This is a genomic window from Salinicola sp. RZ23 (assembly GCF_003206675.1).
In the GTDB taxonomy this organism is placed as follows: domain Bacteria; phylum Pseudomonadota; class Gammaproteobacteria; order Pseudomonadales; family Halomonadaceae; genus Salinicola; species Salinicola endophyticus.
On the sequence record NZ_PZJK01000007.1, the window covers coordinates 54,297 to 76,782 of the forward strand.

The following is a 22,486-nucleotide window of genomic DNA, read 5'->3' on the forward strand; positions in this document are numbered from 1 at the left end:
GCCGACATGAATAGCCGCTTGCAGCTCGTTCCCATGGTGGTGGAGCAGTCCTCCCGGGGCGAACGCTCATTCGATATCTACTCCCGCTTGCTGAGGGAGCGCATCGTGTTCCTCAACGGCGAGGTCAATGATGACTCTGCGGCACTGATCTGCGCGCAGTTACTGTTCCTGGAGTCGGAGAATCCTGAAAAGGAGATCTCCTTCTATATCAACTCCCCTGGCGGGGTCGTCTCCAGTGCCTTCGCCATCTACGACACCATGCAGTTCATCACCGCCCCGGTCGCGACGCTCTGCATGGGAATGGCCTGTTCGGCGGCCTCGTTCCTGCTGATGGGGGGTGAGCCAGGGCGACGGATGGCGCTGGCCAACGCCTCGGTGGTGATCCACCAGCCGTTGGGCGGCTTTCGCGGCCAGGCGTCGGATATCGCCATCCACGCGGCCAACATCCAGAAAACCAAGCGCCGGCTGATTGCACTCTATGCGCACCACTGTGGCCAGGACGAGGCAACCGTCGAAAAAGCGCTCGACCGTGACAACTTCATGGACGCCGAGCAGGCCCGCAACTGGGGACTGATCGACACTGTCATGACGCGGCGCAGCGACTTGGCGGCCTGAGCGGCAGGCGAGCAACATCCCGCCGAACAACTCAACGCGCTCATGGTTCACGCGTCACCAGGCCATTCTGACAGGCCGAGCACCCCGCCGACTTGCGCCCTGGCGGGCACGCTTCGATACTGAGGGTGGATACCGGATCAGGGAGGCCGCCCGTGCCCGCCAAGAGCGTGTCAGATCGCCTCGCGTCACCCCGCGCCTCAACCGGCGCCAATACCACCGATGCCGCCTGTGCGGTGGCCACCAGTGAACCCGCGTCGGAGACCGAGACCGCGTTCACGCCCCACACCCAGACCCAGCCGGCGTTGCAGTCCCTCGACGGCATCGCCGAGCACAGTGCCTTGGTGATCATCGATGTGCAGCCTGACTTCATGCCCGGCGGGGCGCTCGCCTGCGCCGAGGGCGATGCGATTCTCCCCGGCCTCGCCTGGCTGCTGGCGCAGCACGCCTTCGGCCATGTCGTGGCGACCCAGGATTGGCATCCCGCCCGCCACGTCTCCTTCGCCTCGTGCCATCCGCCGCACCAGCCGTTCGAGGCGATCGAGCTCTACGGCCATAGCCAGACCCTGTGGCCGGACCACTGCATCCAGCGCAGCGAGGGCGCGGCGCTGCACCCGGCCATCGACTGGTCGCCGTGCGACGTGATCATCCGCAAGGGCACCGATCCGCGCATCGACTCCTACAGCGCCTTTCGCAACAACGTCGGCCCCGACGGCTATCGCCCCGCCACCGGGCTGGCCGGCTGGCTGCGCGACCGGGGCGTGAGCGATGTCTACGTCTGCGGCCTGGCCCGCGACGTGTGCGTGCTGTGGACCGCCGAGGACGCCGTGGCCGCCGGTTTCCGCACCCATTTCCTGTGGCCGCTGACACGCCCCGTCACTTTCGATACCGACGCCGACGTGCTCAAGCGTCTGGCGGCGCTCGAGGTCGCGGTGATCGAGGCCTGACGGTTATCACCCTGAAACGTTTTCATTCCCAGCAGGAGTCACTCCATGAGCGAGCACGTCTACAAGCAGGTCGAAATCACCGGTTCTTCCCCCGACGGCATCGAGGCTGCGGTGCAGAACGCCATCGCCAAGGCCAGCGAGTCGCTGCACGGCATGCGCTGGTTCGAGGTCACCGAGACCCGTGGCCATATCGAGAACGAGCGCATCGCGCACTGGCAGGTGACGGTCAAGGTGGGCATCTCCCTCGACTGACCGCCGCGGGCCGCGCGCACCTCGCGGCCCGCCCTCTCGCTCCCCGACATCGTTCGCTCAACGACACCGCTCACGACCGTAACGCTTCCTGGCACTTACCATCACCTTCGCGACCCATACCCTCGCGCGCGGATGGTGTCATTCCCCGGCCAGGGTCGTTATGCTACGCGCTGATCGAGGCGCGCCCGGCGCCAGGCGGTGGGTGGGCATCTATCCAGAGCTTCCCTTATTCAGTGCTTCCCTGACGGTTTGGCATGAAAATTATCATTCTAGGGGCCGGCCAAGTGGGCGGCACGCTGGCCGAGCACCTGGCCAACGAAGAGAACGACATCACCGTCGTGGATATCAGCGAAGTGCGTCTGCGCGAGCTGCAGAACCGCCTGGATATCCGCACGGTCGTGGGCACCGCGTCCTACCCCAACATCCTGCGCCAGGCCGGCGGCGAGGATGCCGACATGCTGATCGCGGTGACCAGCTCCGACGAGATCAACATGATCGCGTGCCAGGTCGCGCACTCGCTGTTCCGCACGCCGACCAAGATCGGCCGCGTGCGCTCGACCGCGTATCTGACACGCAAGAGCCTGTTCTCCAACGACGCCATCCCGGTCGACGTACTGATCAGCCCGGAGCAGGTGGTCACCGACCATATCCGCCGGCTGATCGAGTATCCCGGTGCGCTGCAGGTGCTCGACTTCGCCGGCGGCCTGGCCCAGCTGGTGGCGGTCAAGGCTTACTACGGCGGGCCACTGGTGGGCCAGGAGCTGGGCTTTCTGCGCCGCCACATGCCCGATATCGATACCCGGGTGGCCGCGATCTACCGCCGCGACCGGCCGATCATTCCTTCCGGCGACACCGTGATCGAGGCCGATGACGAGGTCTTCTTCATCGCCGCGCGCAAGGATATCCGCACCGTGATGGGCGAGCTGCGCAAGGTCGACCGCGACTTCCGCCGCGTGGTGATCGCCGGCGGCGGCAACATCGGCGAGCGCCTGGCCGAGACCCTCGAGCACAAGCATCAGGTCAAGATCATCGAGCACGACCTGAGCCGCTGCGGCACCCTCTCCGAGCGGCTCGACCGCACCGTGGTGCTGCACGGCAGTGCCACCAGCAAGCGGCTGATGCTCGAGGAGAACATCGAGGACTGCGATATCTACTGCGCGCTGACCAACGACGACGAGGTCAACATCATGTCGTCGATGCTGGCCAAGCGCCTGGGCGCCAAGAAGGTGCTGACGCTGATCAACAACGCCGCCTACGTGGACCTGGTCCAGGGTGGCGAGATCGATATCGCCATCTCGCCGCAGCAGACCACCATCGGCAGCCTGCTGACCCACGTGCGCCGAGGCGACATCGTCAACGTGCACTCGCTGCGCCGCGGTGCCGCAGAGGCGATCGAGGCGATCGCGCATGGCGACAAGCGCTCTTCCCGGGTGGTCGGGCGCACCATCGGCGAGGTCGATCTGCCCAGCGGCACCAGCATCGGAGCCATCGTCCGCGGCAAGGAGGTGCTGATAGCCCACGACGACGTGCTGATCGAGAGCGGCGACCACCTGATCCTGTTCGTGATCGACAAGCGCCGCATCCGCGACGTCGAACGGCTGTTCCAGGTCGGGCTCACCTTCTTCTGATGCTGTTCGTCCCGATACCGTTCGTTCTGGTGCCGCTCGTGGAGATGGCGGTCTTCAAGAGGGTATTTGCGATCTCTTCACACCGGTCGCGGCGGCCGTTCGTGAGCGTGTGCGCATGAATCTGTTCGTGACCCTGCGCATCGTCGGGCTGCTGCTGATGTTGTTCAGCCTGACCATGGTGCCGCCGATGGTGATCGCGCGGATCTTCCATGATGGCAACTGGCACGCCTTCGCCATCGGCATGGCGATCTCGGTGGTCACCGGCGCCCTGCTCTACTGGCCCAACCGGCGCGCCCGGCGCGAGCTGCGCACCCGCGACGGCTTCATCATCACGGTGCTGTTCTGGGGCGTGCTGGGGCTGTTCGGTACCGTACCCTTCATGGTCTCCGAAGCACCGGCGATGAGCTTCACCGATGCGGCGTTCGAATCCTTCTCCGGGCTCACCACCACCGGCGCCACGGTGCTCCACGGCATCGATCAACTGCCCGCCTCGATCCGCTTCTACCGCCAGCAGCTCCAGTGGCTCGGCGGCATGGGGATCGTGGTCCTGGCGGTGGCGATCCTGCCCACCCTGGGCATCGGTGGCATGCAGCTCTACCGCACCGAGATCCCCGGGCCGCTGAAGGACTCCAAGCTGACCCCGCGGATCACCGAGACCGCCAAGGCGCTGTGGTACATCTATGTGATCCTCACCGTGGTCTGCGCGTTGGCCTACTGGCTGGCCGGCATGGACTGGTTCGATGCCATCGGCCACAGCTTCTCGACCATTGCGGTGGGCGGCTTTTCCACCCATGACGCCAGCATCGCCTACTTCGACAGTCCCACCATCGAGCTGATCTGCGTGCTGTTCATGATCGTCTCGTCGATCAGCTTCGGCCTGCACTTCGCGGTATGGCGTGAAAAGCGGCTGCTGCAGTACATCCGCGATCCGGAGTTCTGCTTCTTCGTCTCTTTCCTCGGCCTGCTGGTGCTGATCACCGTGATCACGCTGTTCGCCACCGGCACCTACCACGACGCCACCGGCCTGCGCCACGGGCTGTTCGAGTCGGTCTCGGTGGCCACCACCTCCGGCTTCAGCGTCGCCGACTTCACCCTGTGGCCCGGGGTACTGCCGATCATGCTGTTCATGGCGGCCTTCGTCGGCGCCTGCTCCGGCTCCGCCGGCGGCGGGATGAAAGTGATCCGTATCCTGCTGATCCTCAAGCAGGGCATCCGCGAGGTGCACCGCCTGATCCATCCCAACGCGGTGTTCGCGGTCAAGGTGGGCAAGATGCGCATCTCCGAAGGGGTGGCCGAGGCGGTGTGGGGCTTCTTCTCGGTCTATCTGATGCTCTTCGTGCTGATGCTGCTGGCGCTCTCGGCCACCGGGCTCGACCAGGTCACCGCGTGGTCGGCAGTGGGCTCGGCGCTCAACAACCTGGGCCCCGGGCTGGGCGCGGTCTCCACCGATTACGGCGACATCCCCGATCTGGCCAAGTGGATTCTGGTGCTGGCGATGATGCTGGGGCGCCTGGAGATCTTCACCGTGCTGGTGCTGTTCACCCCGGCGTTCTGGCGCCGCTGAGATCGCCGCCCCGCGGTCACCGATACGGTCTTCCACTAAAGGATGACAAGCGCGCCTCCGCCAGGGGGGCAGCCCGGCGGGTGGCGGTGATAGAATGCGCGGCTTTCCGGCGCCGCCAAGAGGCTCACGAGGCAGCGGTAGTGCCGTCCCCTACCTTTCGCATCACGAGAGAGTCATGTCCGTCAATTCGCAACGCAGCGCTTCCTCCCGGCCGTTCCCGCGGCTGGGGCTGATCCCGCAGATCGTCATCGGTATTCTCCTCGGCCTGCTGGTCGCCCAGCTGGCGCCGGCGCTGGCGCAGTCGTTCGAGATTCTGGGGCAGGTGTTCATCAGCGCGCTCAAGGCGATCGCACCGATCCTGGTGTTCGTGCTGGTGATGGCCGCCATCGCCAGCCATGAGCGCGGCCAGCCGACCCAGATCCGCGGCGTACTGGCGCTCTATCTGATCGGCACCCTGGTGGCGGCGCTGGTGGCGGTGAGCGCGAGCTTTCTGTTCCCGGCCACGCTGATCATCGATGCGCCCCAAGCCGACGGCACGCCGCCTTCGGGGATCGCCGAGATCCTGCGCAACCTGCTACTGAACGCGGTGGACAACCCCGTGGCGGCCCTGACCAACGCCAACTTCATCGGCATTCTGGCCTGGGCGGTGGGCCTGGGGCTGTTGCTGCGGCGCGCCAGCGACACCACCCGGCGCGGCCTCGCCGATATCTCCGACGCCGTCTCGGGGCTGGTGCGCTGGGTGATCCGGCTCGCCCCGCTGGGTATCTTCGGGCTGGTCGCCAACACCTTCGCCACCACCGGCATGAGCGCGCTGGCCGACTACGCCCATCTGCTCGGACTGATCGTCGGCTGCATGGCGTTCGTGGCGCTGGTGACCAACCCGCTGATCGTGTTCCTGTATACCCGTCGCAACCCCTATCCGCTGGTCTTCACCTGTCTGCGCGGCAGTGCCATCACCGCCTTCTTCACCCGCAGCAGTGCCGCCAACATCCCGGTCAACATGGAGCTGTGCAAGCGCCTCGACCTGCACGCCGACACCTACTCGGTGTCGATACCGCTGGGCGCGACGATCAACATGTCCGGCGCCGCGGTGACCATCACCGTGATGACCCTGGCCGCCGCCCACACCCTGGGCCTGAGCGTCGACTTTTCCACCGCGCTGCTGCTGTGCATCGTTTCCGCCCTCGCCGCCTGCGGCGTCTCCGGGGTGGCCGGCGGCTCGCTGCTGCTGATTCCGATGGCGGCGAGTCTGTTCGGCATCTCTGCCGATGTCGCCATGCAGGTGGTGGCGATCGGCTTCGTCATCAGCGTGCTGCAGGACTCCACCGAGACCGCGCTCAACTCCTCCACCGACGTGCTGTTCACCGCCGCCGCCTGCCGTTCGCCCAAGGCTCGCGCAGCGCAGAAGACAGCCAGCCCAGCGGACGAGACAGCCCGCACCGCAAGCGAGGCGAACTAGCCAGGCTCGGCGCGACAGCCGACTTGCCAGTCTCCGGCCGACCGGTTTTTCACCGGTCGGCTTGGCATCGCCGCCGTGACGTGCAATATGGGGCGATGACTTTTCTCTAGCCTTGGAATATCCCCCCGATGTCTGACTCCACAGCCGGCCCCCGCGAGGTCGTCGCGCTCGCCGAGCACGAGCTGACCCTGCTCGGCACCGCCCATGTCTCCCAGGCCAGCGCCGACGAAGTGCGCGAGCTGATCGACTCCGGCGAGTTCGACGCCGTGGCGATCGAGCTCTGCACCTCGCGCCACCAGAGCCTGACCCAGCCCGACGCCATGGCCAAGCTCGACCTGTTTCAGGTGCTCAAGCAGGGCAAGGCGGGCATGGTTGCGGCAAGCCTGGCGCTCGGCGCCTTCCAGCAGCGGGTGGCGGCCCACTCCGGCATCGAGCCGGGGGCGGAGATGCGAGCCGCGGTCAAGGGTGCCGAACGTGCCGGCCTGCCGCTCTACCTGATCGATCGTGAGATCGGCGTCACCCTCAAGCGGATCTACCAGAACGTGCCCTGGTACAAGCGCTTCGGGCTGATCTCGGGGCTGCTCGGCAGCGTGCTGTCGCGGCAGACGGTCTCCAGCGAAGAGATCGAGAAGCTCAAGCAGGGCGACGTGCTCGAATCCACCTTCGCCGAGTTCGCCGAGCAGTCGGAATCCCTCTATGTGCCGCTGATCGCCGAGCGCGACCGTTTCATGGCGCTCAAGCTGGTGGAGTCGCTGCCCGACGGCGCCGCCCGCCGGGTGCTGGTGGTAATCGGCGCCGGCCACCTCAAGGGCATGGGCGAGCATCTGCAGGCGCTGGACGCCCAGCCGCCGGCCGCGCAGACGCTGCGCGAAGAGCGCACAGCGCTGGAGTCGACCGCGCCACGCGCGCGCTGGTGGAAGGCGCTGCCCTGGATCATCGTCGCGCTGGTGCTCACCGGCTTCGCCATCGGCTTCAGCCGCGACACCGCCTTCGGCTGGTCGCTGGTGGCCGAGTGGGTGCTGATCAACGGCAGCTTCTCGGCGCTGGGGGCGCTGATCGCCCTGGGCCATCCGCTGACCATCGCCGCCGCCTTCTTCGGCGCCCCGCTCACCTCGCTCAACCCCACCATCGGTGTCGGCTTCGTCACCGCCGGGGTCGAGCTCTACTTCCGCCGCCCCACGGTGGGTGACTTCTCGCGCCTGCGCGGCGATGTCAGCCACTGGCGCGGCTGGTGGCGCAACCGGGTCGCACGCACCCTGCTGGTGTTCCTGCTCTCGAGCCTCGGCTCGGCGATCGCCACCTGGGTGGCCGGCCTGCGCATCGCCGGGCAGCTATTCGGATAGCCCAGAGCCCTCGGCTGATTCAGAGCCCTCAGCTGATTAAGAGCCCTCAGCTGATTCAGAGCCCTCAGCTGATTCAGAGCCCTCAGCTGATTCAGAGCCCTCGGTTCGCCATGCGCGAGCCGAGGGCGCGTGTTCAAGGGAAGCCGTTCGGCTGTCGTTAGATGGCTGATTCGGGCCTGCGCCCATAACCGCTTTCACGCACTCCCTGACTTTCTCATCCCGCCTCTTGAAAGCCCTCCAACTGCCACCATTGTCTGCTCCGGGTACCGCCGAGGCCGCTGATAGCAGGGCTGAGAGCCGGGGATGAAAAAAATCGCGGCGTGATTCACTTCCCCTCTTGAAAGCTGCTTGAACGACCCTATTTAACATAACGTCGAGAGAGCGCCAGTTGGCAGACGGCATCTTGCATGCGTCATCTCCTCGACAGCGGACGCCGCCAAGCGGGTCCGTGACCGGTGACCCGGGGTGGGCCCGGGCACCTCAAGACTTCGCTGTCATTCAGGAGGTTGCACCATGAATACTCTGTCCCTTTCTCCGCTGTTCCGCCGTTCCATCGGTTTCGACCGGCTCAACGATCTGTTCGAGACCGCGATGCAGAACGACGTACCCAGCTATCCGCCCTACAACGTCGAGAAGTATGGCGAGAACGACTACCGCATCGCCGTCGCAGCCGCCGGCTTCAGCGAGGGCGAGCTCGATGTCAACGTCGAGAAGCGCGTGCTGACCATCAGCGCCGGCAAGGGTGAGCGCGATGGCCAGCAGCAGATTCAGTACCTGCACCAGGGTATCGCCCAGCGCGCGTTCAAGCTCTCGTTCCGTCTCGACGAAAACATCGAGGTCCAGGGCGCACGGCTGGAAAACGGCCTGCTGATCGTCGACCTGCTGCGCGTGGTGCCCGAAGAGCAGCGTCCGCGCCAGATTCCGATCAACGGCCAGCAGCAGCGCCTGAGCGACACCTCTCTGAGCGGTGCCGACCAGCACGACACCACTCAGGCCGAGACGCTCGAGACCACCCACGCCTGAGCATGAGCCAGGCACCATGACGGCCGCGATGGCCGCCAAGCACCGTCGCCCTGGCAGCCCGCGCTGCCGGGAGGGCGGGTAGCAAAAGGCCCGGCGGGGTAACCCGCCGGGCCTTCTTTCGTCTGGGCGTCGACTTTGTAAACACCCTCTGACGTTGGGTCTCAGAGCACACCCTGCTCCCTGGCCATGGCATACGCCGCCCGCGGCCCGTGCCACAGGGTGGGAATCAGCAGGAAGGCCACCGGCACCGCCGGGATCACCAGGAACTGCTGCAGTACGCTGACCTGGCCCGAACCCATGTAGAGCAGGATCGCCGCCATCAGCGCGAAGGTGACACCCCAGAAGGCGCGCAGCGCCACGCCCGGGTCGTCGTGCCCCGCGCACACCACCGAGACCGCATAGCTCATCGAGTCGCCGGTGGTGGCGACGAAGATAGTGGTGAGCACCAGCACCGCCAGCGCCATCCAGGTACCGCCGGGCAGCGCCTGCGCCACCGTCAGCGTGGCCACGTCGAACTGGAAGTTCTTGAGCGGCTCGGCCAGATCGATCACCCCATGCAGCTGGTAGAAGATGCCGGAGCCGCCGAGCAGGGTGAACCACACGGTGGTCACGATCGGCGCCAGCACCGCGGTGGCGATGATCATCTCGCGGATGGTACGCCCGCGGGAGATACGGGTGACGAAGATCGCCATCGGCGGCGCAAAGCCGACGAACCAGGCGAAGAAGAACACCGTCCACCACTTCAGCCAGCCCAGCGGCGCGGTGACCGTGGTCAGGGTCGAGAGCTCGAAGAAGTGGCTGAGATAGGATCCGAAGCCCTGGAACCAGCTATTGACCAAGAACAGGGTCGGCCCCAGCACCAGGATCACGCCCCCCAGGACCATGGCCCAGATCACATTGAAGCGGCTGAGAAACTGGATACCGCGGTCGATCCCGGTCACCGCCGAGGTGACGTAGATCGCCCCCAGGCCGACGAGGATCATCAGCTGCACCTCGTAACCGCGGGGAAAGCCGAACAGATCGTGGAGCCCGAAACTGACCTGGGTCGCCAGGAAGCCTAGCGGCCCCACCGTGCCGGCGGTCACCGCGATGGCGCAGATGGCATCGATGACGCCACCGAGGACACCTTTCATCCGCTTGTCGCCGATCACCGGCGCCAGCAGCGTGCGCGGCTGCAGCGGCAAGCCACGCTGATAGTGCTGGTGCGAGAGAATACACACCGGCAGCGTGCCGAGAATGGCCCAGCCGGTGAAGCCCCAGTGGAAGAAGGCCTGGGCCAGCGCGTTCGGCACCGCCGCCGGCGTACCCGCCTGGGTATCGAACGCTGGCGGCGTGACCACGAAGTGATAGATCGGCTCGCCGGCGGCGAAGAAGACCCCGCCCCCCGCCAGCAGCGTGCACAGGATGATCGACACCCAGCGGAAGGTGCTCATGTCCGGCTTGTCGAGCCCGCCGATGCGCGCGCGGCCAGCCGGAGAGAGCGCCACACCGATGGCGATGAAGAAGGTCAACAGCATCAAGAGCTGGAAGGTGCTACCGAACAGCCGCGCGGACTGGGTGAAGCCGACGTCGATCAGATGCGCCACGGTGTCCGGAGCAATCGCCGAAGCGGCGACGAACAGCACGATGAAACCCACAGTGAGCACGAGTACGACGGGGTCGCCAAAACGGCCACCTTTGGACGATGGCGCGTTGGGATCGGAAGTCATATGAGGGGAGCGTTCGTTAGGCATGAAGCGCGCCACCCTACCGATCCGCGCTACGGACGGCAAGCGCCAAATACTCCGACGTGCTCGCTATATCCCCGTATTCGCCTGCGTCTTCACCGGCTTGCGCTCAACCTTGCAGCGCCCGGCGATAGCGCTTGAAACGCTTGCCCAGGGCCTTGGGCGACTCCGCCGCCAGCCGCGTGCCGAGCGGCATGGCGGCACCCTGCAGTCTCAGGCGGCGACGCGCCACCAGTGAGCCCAGCGCCTGGCGCCGCTCGGCAGAGAGGCGCTGCATGTCGTCGTCGTCCAGCGCCGCCGCCAGCATCGCCAAATCGTGATCCTCGCCGAGCAGATCCGACAGCCGATGCGCCTCCTCTGCTCTCACCGTCAGCTCTGCCCGCCACAGCGGACGCAGCAGCTCGCAGTGGTAGCGGTGGTACTTCACCCGCTTGCGCCACTCGTGGAACGCCGCCACGCTGCCCTCCTCCGCGGCGCTCTCGCCCGCCTGCCCCAGGCGCTGATAGGTTGCCACGAGCCCAGCCTGCCAGGCGGCCAGATCCACCCCCTGTAGACGCCAACTGGTCACCGCCTGGCTCGCCTCGTCGAGGGCGGCTTCCAACGCGACGTTATCCACTGCGCCCTCACCGGCCAGGGTGCGTTCGCGGCGCGCCTTCAGCCGCCCTCGAATCGCTGAGTAGTGGCGGCGGTCGACATCGCTACGGTAGTGCGCCAGCAGCGCATCGAAGGTCTCGAGCAAGACCTGCTCGTCACGCCGGCCCGAAACCTGCCGTGCCAGATCGCGAAAGCGCCGATTCTCGCGGGCGTAGCGCTTGCCCAGCGCCGGGCGCACCAGACGCAGCAGTGCACGAATCTTCTTGCAGCGCTTGCGCAGCTCGTGGATCGCCTCCACCGGCGGCTCCTCGGCCAGCGCACGGCGCGCCCGGGCTATCTGCTCGAGGGCAACCCGGCGGATTTCGTCTTCCAGCGGCTGGGAGAGATCGAGGCGATAAGGCATGGAGATCTCCACTTCTGGCAGTCACGAGATACATCGCCTCATAGCCTAGACCAGGTGGGCGCGACGGGGGAGGCGGGTCGCAGAACAAGGGGCGGCAGGTGTGACAGGGCTTCTATTCGCCCAAATGGTAATGGAGAGAAGTTCTCACTCGGTTCTAGTCTCAAGGTGGACCTGACCGAGGGGGATCGATCCCGTGAAGAGTACACCGTTCATCACCGAAAGCCTGCTGACCCGCTGCCGCAAGGAGCAGATCCTGCAGCAGCAGCGTGCCCGGCAACCCTTCGACCCCGCGTCACTGAACGACCGCAAGGAGCTGTCGCTGATGGTCGAGGAGGCAATCCGCGAGGGCGAGACCTATGTCTCCATCGCCCGCGGGCATACCCATATTGGCCTGACGGAAAGCGACCTCACCGATCTGGTCGGCCCCGAAGTCGCGATCCGCGATCGTATCGAGCGCTTCCAGCAGATTTGAACCGCACCTCCGCCCGGCCGCCGCTGTGGCCGGGCGAGTCGGCAGTCAGGCGGCGCGTCAGCGCACCGTGATACGGTTAGGTGTCTGCGCGACGATATCGAGCGACGTGCCCGCCAGCGCCTTCTCCAGCGCCTGTCGAATGCTCATGGCCTCGCTGACAGCGTGGACACGGACCGCCCCGGTGCGGGCCAGATCGGTGTCGATGAAACACCCTGTGGCGTGCGCCAGTTGCTGTACGGTCTCATCGAAGCGCTGAGACGGGATGGGGTTTGCCGCCGGCTTGTCGCAGGCGCCCCTCGGCGTAGCTGCCGCCGATGCCTCCGGCGCAGCCGAGGCCGACGAAGCCGTTGGCGCCGGGGCGCAGCCGCCGAGTAGCGTCGCGCTCACCAAACCGGCTGCCAGTACCGCAAGACGTCTGCGCATCGTGATCTCCATGACTTGAACTGCACCTCTCGATATCCGCTTCTCGATTTACATCTCTCGATCCCGATCTCTCGCTTCGGGTCTTTCGATCCACGCTTCTCGACCGGCAATGCGACAGAGCCATTGGGTCATCAGCTATCGCCATGTTCTCCGCACTGGGCTCAGCGGCTGCAGTACTTCTGGTAAGACTTGGCCTGGGTGTCGAGCGTGACCCGATCATCCACCTGGCTGTAGTAGAACGGCGCATAGGCCGTCTCCCCCGCTACCCGGTACTGGCCGCACAGGCCGTAGCCTTTCTGCACCGAGTCGAGATCCTTCACCTCGACCTTCTCCACCCCGCGTTGGGTGGCGATCAGTTGCGCCACGTTGTCATCGACCTGGCTATCGTTAAAGGCCTGATAACCGAAGATGGCACCAAAGACGAGGAGGATCCCCACCACGGGAACGTAGACGTTATGCATATCCGCTGCCTGTCAGAGAAAGAGAAGAACGCAAGAAAGCGCGACGATGATACCGGATCGGCGCTGACGAACGTAGGCGGGTGACTCGCCCAGATAACGGCAGGTCGCTGAGGCGTCATGGGACAGTCTCGTCCTGGCGATGCCATGGCTACAGGAACGGGGGCGCCGCTGATGGCAATCCCATCCCTGCAGACTCACCGGCTGGACTCGCCTGCTGGACTCACCTACACAGCTATGTGATAACATAACACTATTGGATCAGTGACCCAGATCTCATTGACCCAGCCATCATCGCTACAGGAGAAAGAGCATGAAAGACGGTATCCATCCCGAATACCGCACGGTGATCTTCCACGACACCAGCGTCGACAAGTACTTCAAGATCGGCTCGACCATGAGCTCGGACGAAACCATGGAGTGGGAAGACGGCAACACCTACCCGGTGGTCCGTCTGGATATCTCCTCCGCCTCGCACCCCTTCTACACCGGCAAGCAGCGCGAAGTCGGCAGCGAAGGCCGCGCCGCCCAGTTCCAGCGCCGCTTCGGCAGCATCGCCGCCGCCCGTCGCAAGTGATGTCGAGCCCGGCCATCGCGCCGGGCTTTTCATTGCGCCCGCTCAGCGCGAGGCGTTGTCCGCCTGGCGCACCGGAACGCCCGCCAGCGCCGGCTCCGCCAGCCGCGCATTGAGCGCGATCAGCGGATCGGGATCACCGGGCAGCGTGCGGTAGTGGCTGACACAACCGCAACGGGCGCAGCGCACGAACTCGATCTCGCGGTCACCGCGCTGCCACAGGGCAACCCCCGCCTCGTCGACCTGGAGGGTGACCTCGCCGGGGGAGTAGTAGGCCCAGAGCGCAGCGTAGCGACGGCAGATCCCGCAGTTGCAGACGGTCACCTGCGCCGGTATCGGCGCAGTGATCTCGAGATTGCCGCAGTCGCAGCGCAGCGTCAGTTGCCCTGGCGTGGTCATGAGCCCTTCTCGGGGGAGCCGATCAGCGCCTGCAGCGAATCGATCGGCGAGGTGACGATATTCCCCAGCGACTCAGAGATCGCCTGCCAGATCACCACGCTCATATCCACCTGACTGCCGTTGACGGTGGTATCGATCGGGATGTTCAGATTGATCACCCCGTTCTCTGCCTGCAGCAGCGCCACCAGATTCTTCAGCGGCAGCGAGCTGGCGTCCGGGTCGATCTCACGACCGAGGTCGAGCTGCTTGAGGATAATGTGGTTGCGCGCTGTCAGCGCGCCATCCTCCAAGCGATAGTGGAGATCGAGATCGGCGCTGCCATGCTCGATACGATAGCCCGCGAAGCGCCGGATATAGGGAGCGAACTGGGACAGCGCCAGCCGCTCGGTGGTCAAATGCATACGCGCGCCGAGGGTGTCGCCAAAGCTCACGTCCCCTTCGATCATCACCGGGGTACCATCGCTCACGCTGCCGTTGACATGGTACTGGGCGGGCTTGGCGGTGCGGGTATCGAAGCCCGTCAGTTGGCCCTGCAACTGGCCGATATCCAGCGACACCACCGGCGACATGCGGCGATCCTCGAACGTCATCTCGCCCTGCTCGATATGCATCTGGTTCAGCGCCAGCGCCATACCGCCGGATTGACGATCAGCTTGGCTATTTGGGTTCTGATGCCCGTTGCTTGGGTCCTGGCCGCCCTGTTTCTGGCTGCTCTGGCTCTGGCCCCCATCGCTTGGGTTCTGGCTAGTCCGAGTCTGTTCCTGGTTGCTCTGAGTCTGGGCCTGCCCCGCCTGTGCCTGCTGGCCGCCGAACTGCGCCGTCAGATTGAAGCGCCCCTGATCATCCACCAGCGCATTCAACTTGGGCGCCGTGAGTGCCAGCGAGCCGACGACGAGGTGGTCGCCGCTGGCGAAATCGACCTGCTTGGCCACGCCCTGTTGCACCGAGAACAGCGGCTGGCCCTGCGACCCCTGGGTCTCGAAGCCATTCAGCGTCACCCCGCCCTGATAGGCCACGGCGGTAGCCACCGCCTGCCCGAAGCGCAGCCTGCCATCGAGCGAGAACTGACCGCCCACCACTCGCGCCGGCAACGCCCGGGTCAACCAAGGGTCGAGCGCGGCGGCGTTGACCTGCCGCGCCTTCAGCGTGAGATCGCCGCTCAGCGGCAGCAGGCCGAAACTCCCCTCGAGATCGAGCTGGCCACCACCCAGGGACGCCGTGGCCTGCCCCTGCATCGGGCCGCCACCCGGCCGCTGAAATCCATGGAGCGTGAGATCGACCTCGTCCGCCTGAGTCTTGGGCTGCCCCGTGGCCGCCTGATCGACCCAGGCGATCCGCCCATGCTCGGCGCTGATCCGATCGATGGTCAGCGGCATCGGCTGCCCGGCACCGGCCGATCCAGACGTCGCTCCCAGCGTCGTCACGTTGAGCGGCCCGGAAGGGGGCGAGACCAGATGCAGATGCGGCGAGCCCAGGATGACGGAATCGATATGAATACCCGGCTGCCACAGGCTATCCCAGGCGAACGCCACCCGGCCCGACGCGGCCGAGAGCATCGGCGTCTTGTCGCTGCCGATACGCAGTGACGAGAACGACGCCGTGGCGGTGAAAGGATTGAAAGAGAGGCGCTCCAGCGTGACCGACTCACCCAGCGAACGGGAAAAGTGACTCTCCGCCCACTTCGTCAACGCCCAGGGCCCGACCACGATGGCAAGAAACAGCAGCACGAGCGCCACGGTAAAAACGCCGACCCAGCGGCGTCGAGTCGCGCTAGCCATGAACACGCTCCCTTGCGTCGGTGAAACCACTCGATTGCCTATTGAGCGTAGCAACCCACAGCGGAAGCGCCGGAGAGGATTTCACACAGCCCGGCGGCAGGGAGATCAGAGGGGATAGACTTTCTCGAACTGCTCCAACAACAGCAGATCCTGCGGGCTGAAGGAGATACCGAGCTGGCTGGCCGCACGCTCGAAATAGCGGCGGTGGGTCTCCCGCCACTGCGCGAGCGAGCGGTCACCCTCTCCCTCGAGATAAGCGAACTCGGCGGAGACCTGATCGAAAGGCGCGATCTCCACCTGGGTCGTCACGATCACGCATACCGGGTTCTGGGCCCAATCGACCACCAGCGTGAAGGCGCCGGGCGCTGGTCTATCGACACCCTCGATCTCGTAGGCCGCCAACAGACTACAGCTCGCACGCTTGATCCCTTGATCGACCAGACGCGCGCACTCATCCGCGTCGGCCCGATTGTCACAGAACATATCGGGCTGAATCGCAGATGCCCGGCGCCGCTCCGGTTCCTCAAGCGTGGCCAGAAAAGCCGCCACGAACGCCTGCTGACGTGGTGTCATCTCCAAAGTCTCATCGTATTGCCTTGCTGCCATGCCCTTTGCCAGGCCAACGCCATCCACAACCCGTTATGCCACCGGCCGCTTCATCGCCACGATGCCCACGCTGAACGCCAGCATCAAAGCGCCGCTGACCCGGTTGAACCACTGCAAGGTGCGCCCACCGCGCAGATAGCGGCCGATGCGGCTACCCAGGATGGCATAGACCGCCACGGCGACCAGTTCCATCAGCAAGAAGAGCGCGCCCAGCAGAGTGAAGCTCGCCGCATAGTGCTCTGCCACCACGAACTGCGGCAGAAAGGCGGTGAAGATCAGAATCGCCTTGGGGTTACCGGCCGCCACCAGGAACTCCTGGCGCATGAGCCGCCAGAGCGACTGCGGCGCCCCACTCGCGACCTCGACCGTCTGCGGCCGGCTCATCAGCAGCTTGATCCCGAGCCAGGCCAGATAGGCGGCGCCGGCCCATTTGACGATCAGAAAGAACCATATCGAGGTCGTCAGCAGCGTCCCCATTCCGACCCCGGCCACAGCGATCATCGGGATGAACGCCGCGATCCGCCCCAATGAGGCCAACACCGCCTTCAACGGCCCGACCCGTGCGGCATTGGTCGTTGCCAGCAGATTGTTGGGACCAAAGGCCATATTCAGCGCGAAGCAGGCCGGGAGAAAGAGCCAGAGTTGGTGGAGGTTCATGGGAAGCTGCCCTACGGATATGGGTTCGAGCCGCTGGGTGTCGAAGCGGCCTACTGGGACAAGTCGTGATAGCGGCTGATTTGGCCCAGGCTATCGCTTTTGAAGCGAATGCAATACTGCCCGACACCACCGCAACGCCTATGTTGGTTTCAGCTTTCTCGAGACGGTAACCCACCAGACCAATGCGACAGCCCCGCTGGCGCTGCGGTAAGCTCGATTCGAAGGCCTGCTACGCGGCCCGCCTCAATCGATGCCAAGAGGAAGAGACCCGGTGGACGTCGCCATCTGCTAACGATGGCTGTGGCGGTGCTGGCCACCCAACTGGTGAGGCATTGGCAGCCCAGGAGTACTGACATTGGGTCCGTTCGCGTGCTGTAGTCTCTATCCCCATCGCCCCATGTGCATTATAACGCGAGGACCTATGCCCCCGACCGTCAGACAGGCGTCCGAACAAGACATCGATGTGTTGGCTGCCATTGGTAGAGCCACCTACACCGAGACGTTTGCGCCTCACTACCCGGCCCAGGTCATCGCGCAGTACCTCGAATCCGCCTTCGCGTCTTCGAACCTGGCGACCGAAATCGCGAACGGCCAGTCCGAATTCTGGCTGCTGGAAGTCGACGGCGTATGCGGCGGCTACCTCAAGGTGAACTGGGGTGAGGCGCAAACCGAGCATCACGATAAGGATGCGCTGGAGATAGAGCGAATCTACCTGCTCGCGTCACTACAGGGGCAAGGCTACGGCCGAATTCTTTACGACAAGGCGCAGGAGATCGCCGCGCGGCGTGACGCCACCCTCCTGTGGCTGGGGGTGTGGGAGCACAATCTCACCGCGATCGCGTTCTATAAGAAACTCGGTTTCGTGATCGATGGCGTTCACGAATTTCGCATGGGCGATGTGGTGGATAACGACTACATCATGAAGCGCCGCCTGAACGGCGCTGTCGCGTCTTAGCGCCAGCCCGCACTTATCGAGACGATCACTCAGGTAGCGCTTGGCGCACGTTTTCAAGACAAGGAATCACACGATGGACCTCGCCCTCTGGATCACCTATCTCGGCGTCATCACCGCGCTGATTCTGTTCCCCGGGCCGGTCGCCCTGCTCTGCATGCATCACGGGCTACGTCACGGGCGCCGCCGTGCCCTGGCCACCGTGGTGGGTGGCGCGCTGGCATCGCTCGCCTTGATGGCGCTCTCGTCGCTGGGCCTCGGGGCCATTCTGGCCACCTCGGAAACGGCTTTCCTGGTGCTCAAGGTCGTCGGTGCGGCCTACCTGATCTATCTCGGCGTGCAGGCGTGGCGGGCCCCGGCGGCAGCGCCCGCGGTACCACCCGGAGACAGCGCGTCACCCACGCTTGGGCAGAGCCCAGGGCGTCTGTTCACCAAGGGTTTTACCGTGGGCATCAGCAATCCCAAGGATCTATTGTTCTTCGGCGCGCTCTTTCCCAACTTCATCGACCTTGGCCAGCCACAGTGGTCGCAGTTCGCGATCCTGGCGTTGACCTGGCTCGTCGTCGATCTAGCCACCATGACCACCTACGCCTCGGTCGGCTCCAGCGTGAGCCGCTGGTTCGCCACACCGCGTCGCGTGCGGCTGTTCAATCGCACCACCGGTAGCCTGTTCGTCGCCGCCGGGGGAGCCCTGGCCGTGTCGCACCGCTGAATTCATCGTTATGGGAACCGTTCCATGCCAGAGAGCGCCTTGAATCGCCCTATCGCCGTCTTCGATGCCGGTATCGGCAGCTATGCCATCGTCGCGGAGATTCAGCGCCGCCTGCCCCGGCAGGACGTGATCTACTTCGCCGACCGCGCCAGCTTTCCCTACGGCAGTAAAGAGCCAGACGAACTCGCCGAGGTGATGGCACGCACCCTGCGCTTTCTGGAAGGCTTCTCCCCTTCGGCCATCGTGATGGCGTCGAATGCACCCTCAATCACGGTATTGGAGCGAGTGCGACCGCTCACTACGCTGCCGCTCTTCGGCGTTTTTCCGCCCCTGGCCGAGGCATTGGCGCTCGCCCCGCATGGCAAGGTCGGCATCATGGGTGTGCGCTCGCTGATCGAGAGTGACGAACTGCGCAGCTTCGTGGCCAGGCAGACGTCGGCGCCGGAGGCCGTGAGCCTGATCGATGCCTCAGCGATGGTGGAACTGGTGGAGAGTGGCGCCTTTCTGTTCGACCCCGAGGGGACGCAGGCGCAGGTGAACGAGTTCGTCACAACGCTGCATCGCCGGGTGCCGGGGCTCGAGGTGCTGACACTATCGAGCACGCACCTGCCCTGGCTCAAGGGGTTCTTCGAGACCGCCAGTCCCGGCTGCCGCTTCCTCGATCCCGCCGAGACGATTGTCGCCGGTCTGGGCGAAGGCACGCCGGGCAGCGGCCGCATCCGCGCCCTGGTAACCGAGGATGAACGCTACAGCCTGGCGGATTTTCAACGCATGCTGGCCCGCCTGGGCGTCGAGCTACCGCTCGAGAAGGTGGCGTGAGTACGTCTCGAGTGCCCGGATCAAGGAGGCGAGGCAGGTAACGCGGAAGGAATGGCGCCCGAAGCAGGACTCGAACCTGCAACCCACGGCTTCGAAGGCCGGTACTCTATCCAATTGAGCTATTCGGGCGCACGGCGGAGACGATAACACCCAAGCCCCCCTCAAGCGAGCCGCCTGCCGGCTCGAGCCGAAGGCGGCGGGCTCAGCCGCGCGGATTGACGAGGTGGGCGCTGCCGGCCATGCGGCGGTCGAGCAGCCGCTGCATGGGGGCGCTGGGCTTGTCGATCTTGTGGTAGAAGCGGCTCGCGGCGTAGCTTTCGTTGAAGGCGTCGAAGTAGTCGTCGAGCACGTCGGCGGCTACCCCGTCACCGGTCTTGCGCAGCAGCTCGGCGGCAACCTCGGCGGTGCACAGATGCGAAGCAGAGGCGGGCTTGCGCAGGCGGTAGCGGGTCAGGCGGTCGGTGTGCAGCGGTAACACCGGCAGGCCGTCCAGATAGGGGCTCTTGCGGAAGATCCGCCGCGCCTGGCGCCAGGTGCCGTCGAGCAGGATGAAAACGGGAATGAAGCCATCCTGCTTGACGCCGACCACGGCGCGCTCGTCGACCACCCGGTGCTGGTAGTCCGGCTGGTCGTCGGGAAAGATCACGAAGGGCACGTAGCGGCGGTCGGCGAGCAGTGCGAGCAGCCCCGCGTCCGGCGCCGTACGGTGCCAGTCGAACACCTGGGTCTGCGGCAGCACGTCGGCGATCAGCCGGCCGGTGTTGGTCGGCTTGTTGTGCTCCAGCGGGTGCGTGAGCAGCCACACCTCGGCCTCGCTGGTGGTGCTCACCCGGTAGGGGCAGAGACAGTTGAGCACCGGCAGGCGGCAACCGTCACAGCGCTCGACGAAACTGCCACGGGCCTTGAACTCGCGCCGCGGCGGGCGCGGGTGGCCGGTCGCCGGGTCCTGCGCCGCGTGGGTCGTCTCGGGATCGCGCGCTTGGGGCGCCATCATCGTGTCGGCATCGTCTCGCATCGGGTGCCGCTCTCCAGCCAGTCTGAAAGGCCGCGCAGTCTATCACTTTGCGCGGCGTACCAAGCGCAGCAATCAAGGAAAGTTATGCGACCACAGGTGATGCCATCACCCCGTCCTGGGTGCAGCGGGATAGCTCAGGGTGTCGGGATGTCGAGCCCTTCGCGTGCCAGAGCGCGGCCGACGGCGGGTCGGGCGAGCATGCGCCGGGCGTGCTGGCTCCAGGCGGGGAAGTCGCTGGCCATGTCGTAGCCGAGCACGGCGCCGGCGCCCCACTGCCAGAAGACAAAGAGGTAGGCATCGGCGACGCTGTAGCGCTCCCCGAGTGCCCAGGCGTCCGGGCGCTCGGCCAGGCGCGCCTCGATCATCTCGAACAGCTCGCGGGTGCTGCGGCGGGCGGTCTCGACCACATCGGCCTTGGCCGCGTCACCCGTGGCGTAGCGCTCGGGACGGCGCACGTGGGCGTAGATGGGGTGCACGCCGGAAGCGAGAAAGGCGAGCCACTCGGCACAGCGGGCATCTTCCAGCAGCGTGCTCGGCCACAGCACCGACTCGGGAAAGCGCTGCGACACATAGCGCAGGATCGCCGGGTTCTCGGTGATCACCGTCTCCCCCACCGCCAGCGCGGGCACCCGCCCCTTGGGGTTGATGCGCAGATAGTCCGCCGAGCGCTGCTCGCCCGCGGCGGTGTCGATGCGCACCGCCTCGAACTCGGCGCCCACTTCCTCCAGTGCAATGTGCGAGGCGAGCGAACAAGCGCCAGGTGCGTAGAAGAGTTTCAGATCCGCCATCTCGAGTATCTCCTTGGGTGAGCCCTCGCCCCGAGCCGGAGGGCCCGGGGCTTTGGTTATGAGTACGAAACCGCGTGGGGACGAACTCGCGCGAGTATGAAGCCGCGCGAGGACGAGACCGTATCAGGCGCTCAGCCCTGTGTGCGCTCGGCCTCTGGCTGCTTCGCCGCGGGCACGCCGCGCTGTTTCCAGTAGCCGGCCAGCAGCGAGCCGGAGACGTTGTGCCAGACCGAGAAGAGCGCCCCGGGGAGTGCCGCGCCAGCGGTGAAGAACTGGTTGGCCAGGGCCACCGCGAGGCCGGAGTTCTGCAGCCCGACCTCGAAGGCGATGGTGCGCGCGGTGCGGATATCGAAGCCCAGCGCGCGGCTGAGCCAGTAGCCGCCCGCCAGCCCGATGGCGTTATGGGCGATCACCGCCAGCGCCACGATCGGCCCCAGGGTCGCCAGATTGCCGGCGTTGAGCGCGACCACGATGGCGATGATCATCACGATCGCCGCCATGGCCAGCGTCGCCAGGGCCGATTCGATCTTGCGGATACGCGCGCCCAGCAGATGGTGGAACACCACGCCGAGGGCGATCGGGGCGATGACCAGCTGGGCGATGCTCAGCAGCATGCCGAGTACCGGCACATCGATGCTCTGGCCGACCAGCAGCCAGGTGATGAAGGGAGTGGCCACCACCGAGATCACCGTGGAGACCATGGTCATGGTCACCGAGAGTGCCACGTGCCCACCCGAGAGCCAGGTCATGACATTGGACGAGGTGCCGCCGGCGGTGGCGCCGACCAGCACCATGCCGGTGGTGAGTTCCGGCCCCAGGCCGAGCACCCGGGAGACCAGCAGCGCGGCGAGCGGCATGATCAAGAACTGCAGGACGACCCCGACGGCGACCGGCTTGGGTGCCTTGACCACGCGGGCGAAGTCCTCGCGGGTCAGGGTCAGACCCATGGCGAACATGATCACCACCAGCAGCATCTTGATATCGGCCTTGAAGCCGACGAAGAGCTGCGGCTGGAAGGCAGCGAGGGTGGCCAGCAGGATGGCCCAGACCGGGAACAGCCGGTTGATGCGTTCGAACATGACGATGTGTCCTGGCGTTGAATGATCGTGGTGGCCGCTTCGCACGGCTCTTGGCGTCTGTTTTGGCGCCTATTCCTTAGCCGGCTATCATGCCGCAAGGCCCGGGCCGGCGAAAGCCGAACCCGCTCGGCGGGCGCCGATGCCAGGCATCGCTGGCCTCAGCGCTTCGGGAAAGCGCTCATCGAAGCGTCTCGTCGACATG

24 protein-coding genes and 1 tRNA gene are annotated in these 22,486 nt (G+C 65.6%); 13 read left to right on the forward strand and 12 right to left on the reverse strand.

All coding sequences use genetic code 11. From position 1 onward, the window contains the following. The first annotated feature begins 6 nt into the window (after positions 1–6). From DOM67_RS06410 to DOM67_RS06445, 8 genes are all read left to right on the forward strand, one after another. Positions 7–615: an ATP-dependent Clp protease proteolytic subunit gene (locus tag DOM67_RS06410; RefSeq protein ID WP_110674823.1), complete on the forward strand. Its 609-nt coding sequence runs from the start codon at positions 7–9 to the stop codon at positions 613–615. 152 nt (positions 616–767) lie between these two features. Next, positions 768–1,559, forward strand: a complete 792-nt coding sequence (locus tag DOM67_RS06415; RefSeq protein ID WP_232825157.1) for a nicotinamidase — start codon at positions 768–770, stop codon at positions 1,557–1,559. Positions 1,560–1,604: 45 nt separating this feature from the next. After that, positions 1,605–1,811 carry a dodecin gene (locus DOM67_RS06420; protein ID WP_110674824.1) on the forward strand — a complete coding sequence of 69 codons (207 nt, stop codon included), beginning with the start codon at positions 1,605–1,607 and terminating at the stop codon, positions 1,809–1,811. A 254-nt stretch (positions 1,812–2,065) separates the two neighbouring features. Next, on the forward strand, positions 2,066–3,439 hold the full coding sequence (trkA, locus tag DOM67_RS06425; protein WP_110674825.1) for a Trk system potassium transporter TrkA: 1,374 nt from the start codon (positions 2,066–2,068) through the stop codon (positions 3,437–3,439). A gap of 115 nt (positions 3,440–3,554) precedes the next feature. Then, positions 3,555–5,003, forward strand: coding sequence for a TrkH family potassium uptake protein (locus DOM67_RS06430; protein ID WP_110674826.1), 1,449 nt, complete (start codon positions 3,555–3,557; stop codon positions 5,001–5,003). Between the two features lie 175 nt (positions 5,004–5,178). After that, positions 5,179–6,462, forward strand: a complete 1,284-nt coding sequence (sstT, locus tag DOM67_RS06435; protein WP_110674827.1) for a serine/threonine transporter SstT — start codon at positions 5,179–5,181, stop codon at positions 6,460–6,462. A gap of 128 nt (positions 6,463–6,590) precedes the next feature. Continuing rightward, the gene (locus tag DOM67_RS06440) at positions 6,591–7,805 is read left to right on the forward strand and encodes a TraB/GumN family protein (RefSeq protein ID WP_110674828.1); all 1,215 of its coding nucleotides are present in this window, start codon (positions 6,591–6,593) and stop codon (positions 7,803–7,805) included. 513 nt (positions 7,806–8,318) lie between these two features. Beyond that, positions 8,319–8,828: an Hsp20 family protein gene (locus DOM67_RS06445; protein WP_110674829.1), complete on the forward strand. Its 510-nt coding sequence runs from the start codon at positions 8,319–8,321 to the stop codon at positions 8,826–8,828. A 161-nt stretch (positions 8,829–8,989) separates the two neighbouring features. Here the strand turns inward: DOM67_RS06445 and DOM67_RS06450 are convergent, their stop codons facing one another. Together DOM67_RS06450 and DOM67_RS06455 are read right to left on the reverse strand one after the other, a co-directional pair. After that, the gene (locus DOM67_RS06450; protein ID WP_110674830.1) at positions 8,990–10,537 is read right to left on the reverse strand and encodes a BCCT family transporter; all 1,548 of its coding nucleotides are present in this window, start codon (positions 10,535–10,537) and stop codon (positions 8,990–8,992) included. Positions 10,538–10,664: 127 nt separating this feature from the next. Continuing rightward, entirely contained in the window at positions 10,665–11,552 is an 888-nt protein-coding gene (locus DOM67_RS06455; protein ID WP_110674831.1) for a CHAD domain-containing protein, read from the reverse strand. A gap of 193 nt (positions 11,553–11,745) precedes the next feature. Here DOM67_RS06455 and DOM67_RS06460 point away from each other — a divergent pair, with 193 nt between their 5' ends. Further along, entirely contained in the window at positions 11,746–12,024 is a 279-nt protein-coding gene (locus tag DOM67_RS06460; RefSeq protein WP_110674832.1) for a hypothetical protein, read from the forward strand. Positions 12,025–12,081: 57 nt separating this feature from the next. On the opposite strand, the gene DOM67_RS06465 is transcribed toward DOM67_RS06460, so the two are convergent. Together DOM67_RS06465 and DOM67_RS06470 are read right to left on the reverse strand one after the other, a co-directional pair. Then, positions 12,082–12,447 (reverse strand): STN domain-containing protein, encoded by a 366-nt coding sequence (locus DOM67_RS06465; protein WP_157958801.1) that lies wholly within the window; start codon positions 12,445–12,447, stop codon positions 12,082–12,084. A gap of 161 nt (positions 12,448–12,608) precedes the next feature. Then, positions 12,609–12,908 (reverse strand): hypothetical protein, encoded by a 300-nt coding sequence (locus tag DOM67_RS06470; protein WP_110674834.1) that lies wholly within the window; start codon positions 12,906–12,908, stop codon positions 12,609–12,611. Between the two features lie 310 nt (positions 12,909–13,218). On the opposite strand from DOM67_RS06470, the gene DOM67_RS06475 reads away from it, so the two are divergent. After that, on the forward strand, positions 13,219–13,482 hold the full coding sequence (locus DOM67_RS06475; protein ID WP_110674835.1) for a type B 50S ribosomal protein L31: 264 nt from the start codon (positions 13,219–13,221) through the stop codon (positions 13,480–13,482). A gap of 42 nt (positions 13,483–13,524) precedes the next feature. Here DOM67_RS06475 and DOM67_RS06480 read toward each other — a convergent pair whose 3' ends face one another. The 4 genes from DOM67_RS06480 to DOM67_RS06495 all read right to left on the reverse strand — a co-directional run bounded on the left by DOM67_RS06480 (position 13,525) and on the right by DOM67_RS06495 (position 16,919). Next, positions 13,525–13,878, reverse strand: a complete 354-nt coding sequence (locus tag DOM67_RS06480) for an aldehyde-activating protein (RefSeq protein WP_198651739.1) — start codon at positions 13,876–13,878, stop codon at positions 13,525–13,527. Next, positions 13,875–15,656 (reverse strand): DUF748 domain-containing protein, encoded by a 1,782-nt coding sequence (locus DOM67_RS06485; protein WP_110674836.1) that lies wholly within the window; start codon positions 15,654–15,656, stop codon positions 13,875–13,877. The genes DOM67_RS06480 and DOM67_RS06485 overlap by 4 nt, the downstream gene beginning before the upstream one ends. Before the next feature lie 105 nt (positions 15,657–15,761). Next, positions 15,762–16,229, reverse strand: coding sequence for an ASCH domain-containing protein (locus tag DOM67_RS06490; RefSeq protein WP_157958802.1), 468 nt, complete (start codon positions 16,227–16,229; stop codon positions 15,762–15,764). Between the two features lie 66 nt (positions 16,230–16,295). Next, the gene (locus DOM67_RS06495) at positions 16,296–16,919 is read right to left on the reverse strand and encodes a LysE family translocator (protein WP_110674838.1); all 624 of its coding nucleotides are present in this window, start codon (positions 16,917–16,919) and stop codon (positions 16,296–16,298) included. Positions 16,920–17,340: 421 nt separating this feature from the next. On the opposite strand from DOM67_RS06495, the gene DOM67_RS06500 reads away from it, so the two are divergent. The 3 genes from DOM67_RS06500 to DOM67_RS06510 all read left to right on the forward strand — a co-directional run bounded on the left by DOM67_RS06500 (position 17,341) and on the right by DOM67_RS06510 (position 19,402). Next, a complete protein-coding gene (locus DOM67_RS06500; RefSeq protein ID WP_157958803.1) occupies positions 17,341–17,874 on the forward strand; it encodes an N-acetyltransferase in 534 nt (177 codons plus the stop codon). A 73-nt stretch (positions 17,875–17,947) separates the two neighbouring features. Then, entirely contained in the window at positions 17,948–18,583 is a 636-nt protein-coding gene (locus DOM67_RS06505; protein ID WP_110674840.1) for a LysE family transporter, read from the forward strand. A gap of 24 nt (positions 18,584–18,607) precedes the next feature. Further along, positions 18,608–19,402, forward strand: a complete 795-nt coding sequence (locus DOM67_RS06510; protein ID WP_110674841.1) for an aspartate/glutamate racemase family protein — start codon at positions 18,608–18,610, stop codon at positions 19,400–19,402. Positions 19,403–19,454: 52 nt separating this feature from the next. Here DOM67_RS06510 and DOM67_RS06515 read toward each other — a convergent pair. The 4 genes from DOM67_RS06515 to DOM67_RS06530 form a co-directional block, all read right to left on the reverse strand. Then, a tRNA-Arg gene (locus DOM67_RS06515) sits at positions 19,455–19,531 on the reverse strand. A gap of 73 nt (positions 19,532–19,604) precedes the next feature. Beyond that, complete coding sequence (locus DOM67_RS06520) at positions 19,605–20,393, reverse strand: tRNA-uridine aminocarboxypropyltransferase (protein WP_232825193.1); 789 nt, start codon at positions 20,391–20,393, stop codon at positions 19,605–19,607. Between the two features lie 158 nt (positions 20,394–20,551). After that, positions 20,552–21,205, reverse strand: coding sequence for a glutathione binding-like protein (locus DOM67_RS06525; protein WP_110674842.1), 654 nt, complete (start codon positions 21,203–21,205; stop codon positions 20,552–20,554). 131 nt (positions 21,206–21,336) lie between these two features. Then, complete coding sequence (locus tag DOM67_RS06530; protein ID WP_280951052.1) at positions 21,337–22,290, reverse strand: bile acid:sodium symporter family protein; 954 nt, start codon at positions 22,288–22,290, stop codon at positions 21,337–21,339. Positions 22,291–22,486: the final 196 nt, after the last annotated feature.

Bases quoted from the DNA above. Each gene is read 5' to 3' on its own strand.
- DOM67_RS06410 (WP_110674823.1), top strand. From the start codon at position 7: ATGAATAGCCGCTTGCAGCTCGTTCCCATGGTGGTGGAGCAGTCCTCC.
- DOM67_RS06420 (WP_110674824.1), top strand. From the start codon at position 1,605: ATGAGCGAGCACGTCTACAAGCAGGTCGAAATCACCGGTTCTTCCCCC.
- trkA (WP_110674825.1), top strand. From the start codon at position 2,066: ATGAAAATTATCATTCTAGGGGCCGGCCAAGTGGGCGGCACGCTGGCC.
- DOM67_RS06430 (WP_110674826.1), top strand. From the start codon at position 3,555: ATGAATCTGTTCGTGACCCTGCGCATCGTCGGGCTGCTGCTGATGTTG.
- sstT (WP_110674827.1), top strand. From the start codon at position 5,179: ATGTCCGTCAATTCGCAACGCAGCGCTTCCTCCCGGCCGTTCCCGCGG.
- DOM67_RS06440 (WP_110674828.1), top strand. From the start codon at position 6,591: ATGTCTGACTCCACAGCCGGCCCCCGCGAGGTCGTCGCGCTCGCCGAG.
- DOM67_RS06445 (WP_110674829.1), top strand. From the start codon at position 8,319: ATGAATACTCTGTCCCTTTCTCCGCTGTTCCGCCGTTCCATCGGTTTC.
- DOM67_RS06450 (WP_110674830.1), bottom strand. From the start codon at position 10,537: ATGACTTCCGATCCCAACGCGCCATCGTCCAAAGGTGGCCGTTTTGGC.
- DOM67_RS06455 (WP_110674831.1), bottom strand. From the start codon at position 11,552: ATGCCTTATCGCCTCGATCTCTCCCAGCCGCTGGAAGACGAAATCCGC.
- DOM67_RS06465 (WP_157958801.1), bottom strand. From the start codon at position 12,447: ATGCGCAGACGTCTTGCGGTACTGGCAGCCGGTTTGGTGAGCGCGACG.
- DOM67_RS06470 (WP_110674834.1), bottom strand. From the start codon at position 12,908: ATGCATAACGTCTACGTTCCCGTGGTGGGGATCCTCCTCGTCTTTGGT.
- DOM67_RS06475 (WP_110674835.1), top strand. From the start codon at position 13,219: ATGAAAGACGGTATCCATCCCGAATACCGCACGGTGATCTTCCACGAC.
- DOM67_RS06480 (WP_198651739.1), bottom strand. From the start codon at position 13,878: ATGACCACGCCAGGGCAACTGACGCTGCGCTGCGACTGCGGCAATCTC.
- DOM67_RS06485 (WP_110674836.1), bottom strand. From the start codon at position 15,656: ATGGCTAGCGCGACTCGACGCCGCTGGGTCGGCGTTTTTACCGTGGCG.
- DOM67_RS06490 (WP_157958802.1), bottom strand. From the start codon at position 16,229: ATGACACCACGTCAGCAGGCGTTCGTGGCGGCTTTTCTGGCCACGCTT.
- DOM67_RS06495 (WP_110674838.1), bottom strand. From the start codon at position 16,919: ATGAACCTCCACCAACTCTGGCTCTTTCTCCCGGCCTGCTTCGCGCTG.
- DOM67_RS06500 (WP_157958803.1), top strand. From the start codon at position 17,341: ATGCCCCCGACCGTCAGACAGGCGTCCGAACAAGACATCGATGTGTTG.
- DOM67_RS06505 (WP_110674840.1), top strand. From the start codon at position 17,948: ATGGACCTCGCCCTCTGGATCACCTATCTCGGCGTCATCACCGCGCTG.
- DOM67_RS06510 (WP_110674841.1), top strand. From the start codon at position 18,608: ATGCCAGAGAGCGCCTTGAATCGCCCTATCGCCGTCTTCGATGCCGGT.
- DOM67_RS06520 (WP_232825193.1), bottom strand. From the start codon at position 20,393: ATGGCGCCCCAAGCGCGCGATCCCGAGACGACCCACGCGGCGCAGGAC.
- DOM67_RS06525 (WP_110674842.1), bottom strand. From the start codon at position 21,205: ATGGCGGATCTGAAACTCTTCTACGCACCTGGCGCTTGTTCGCTCGCC.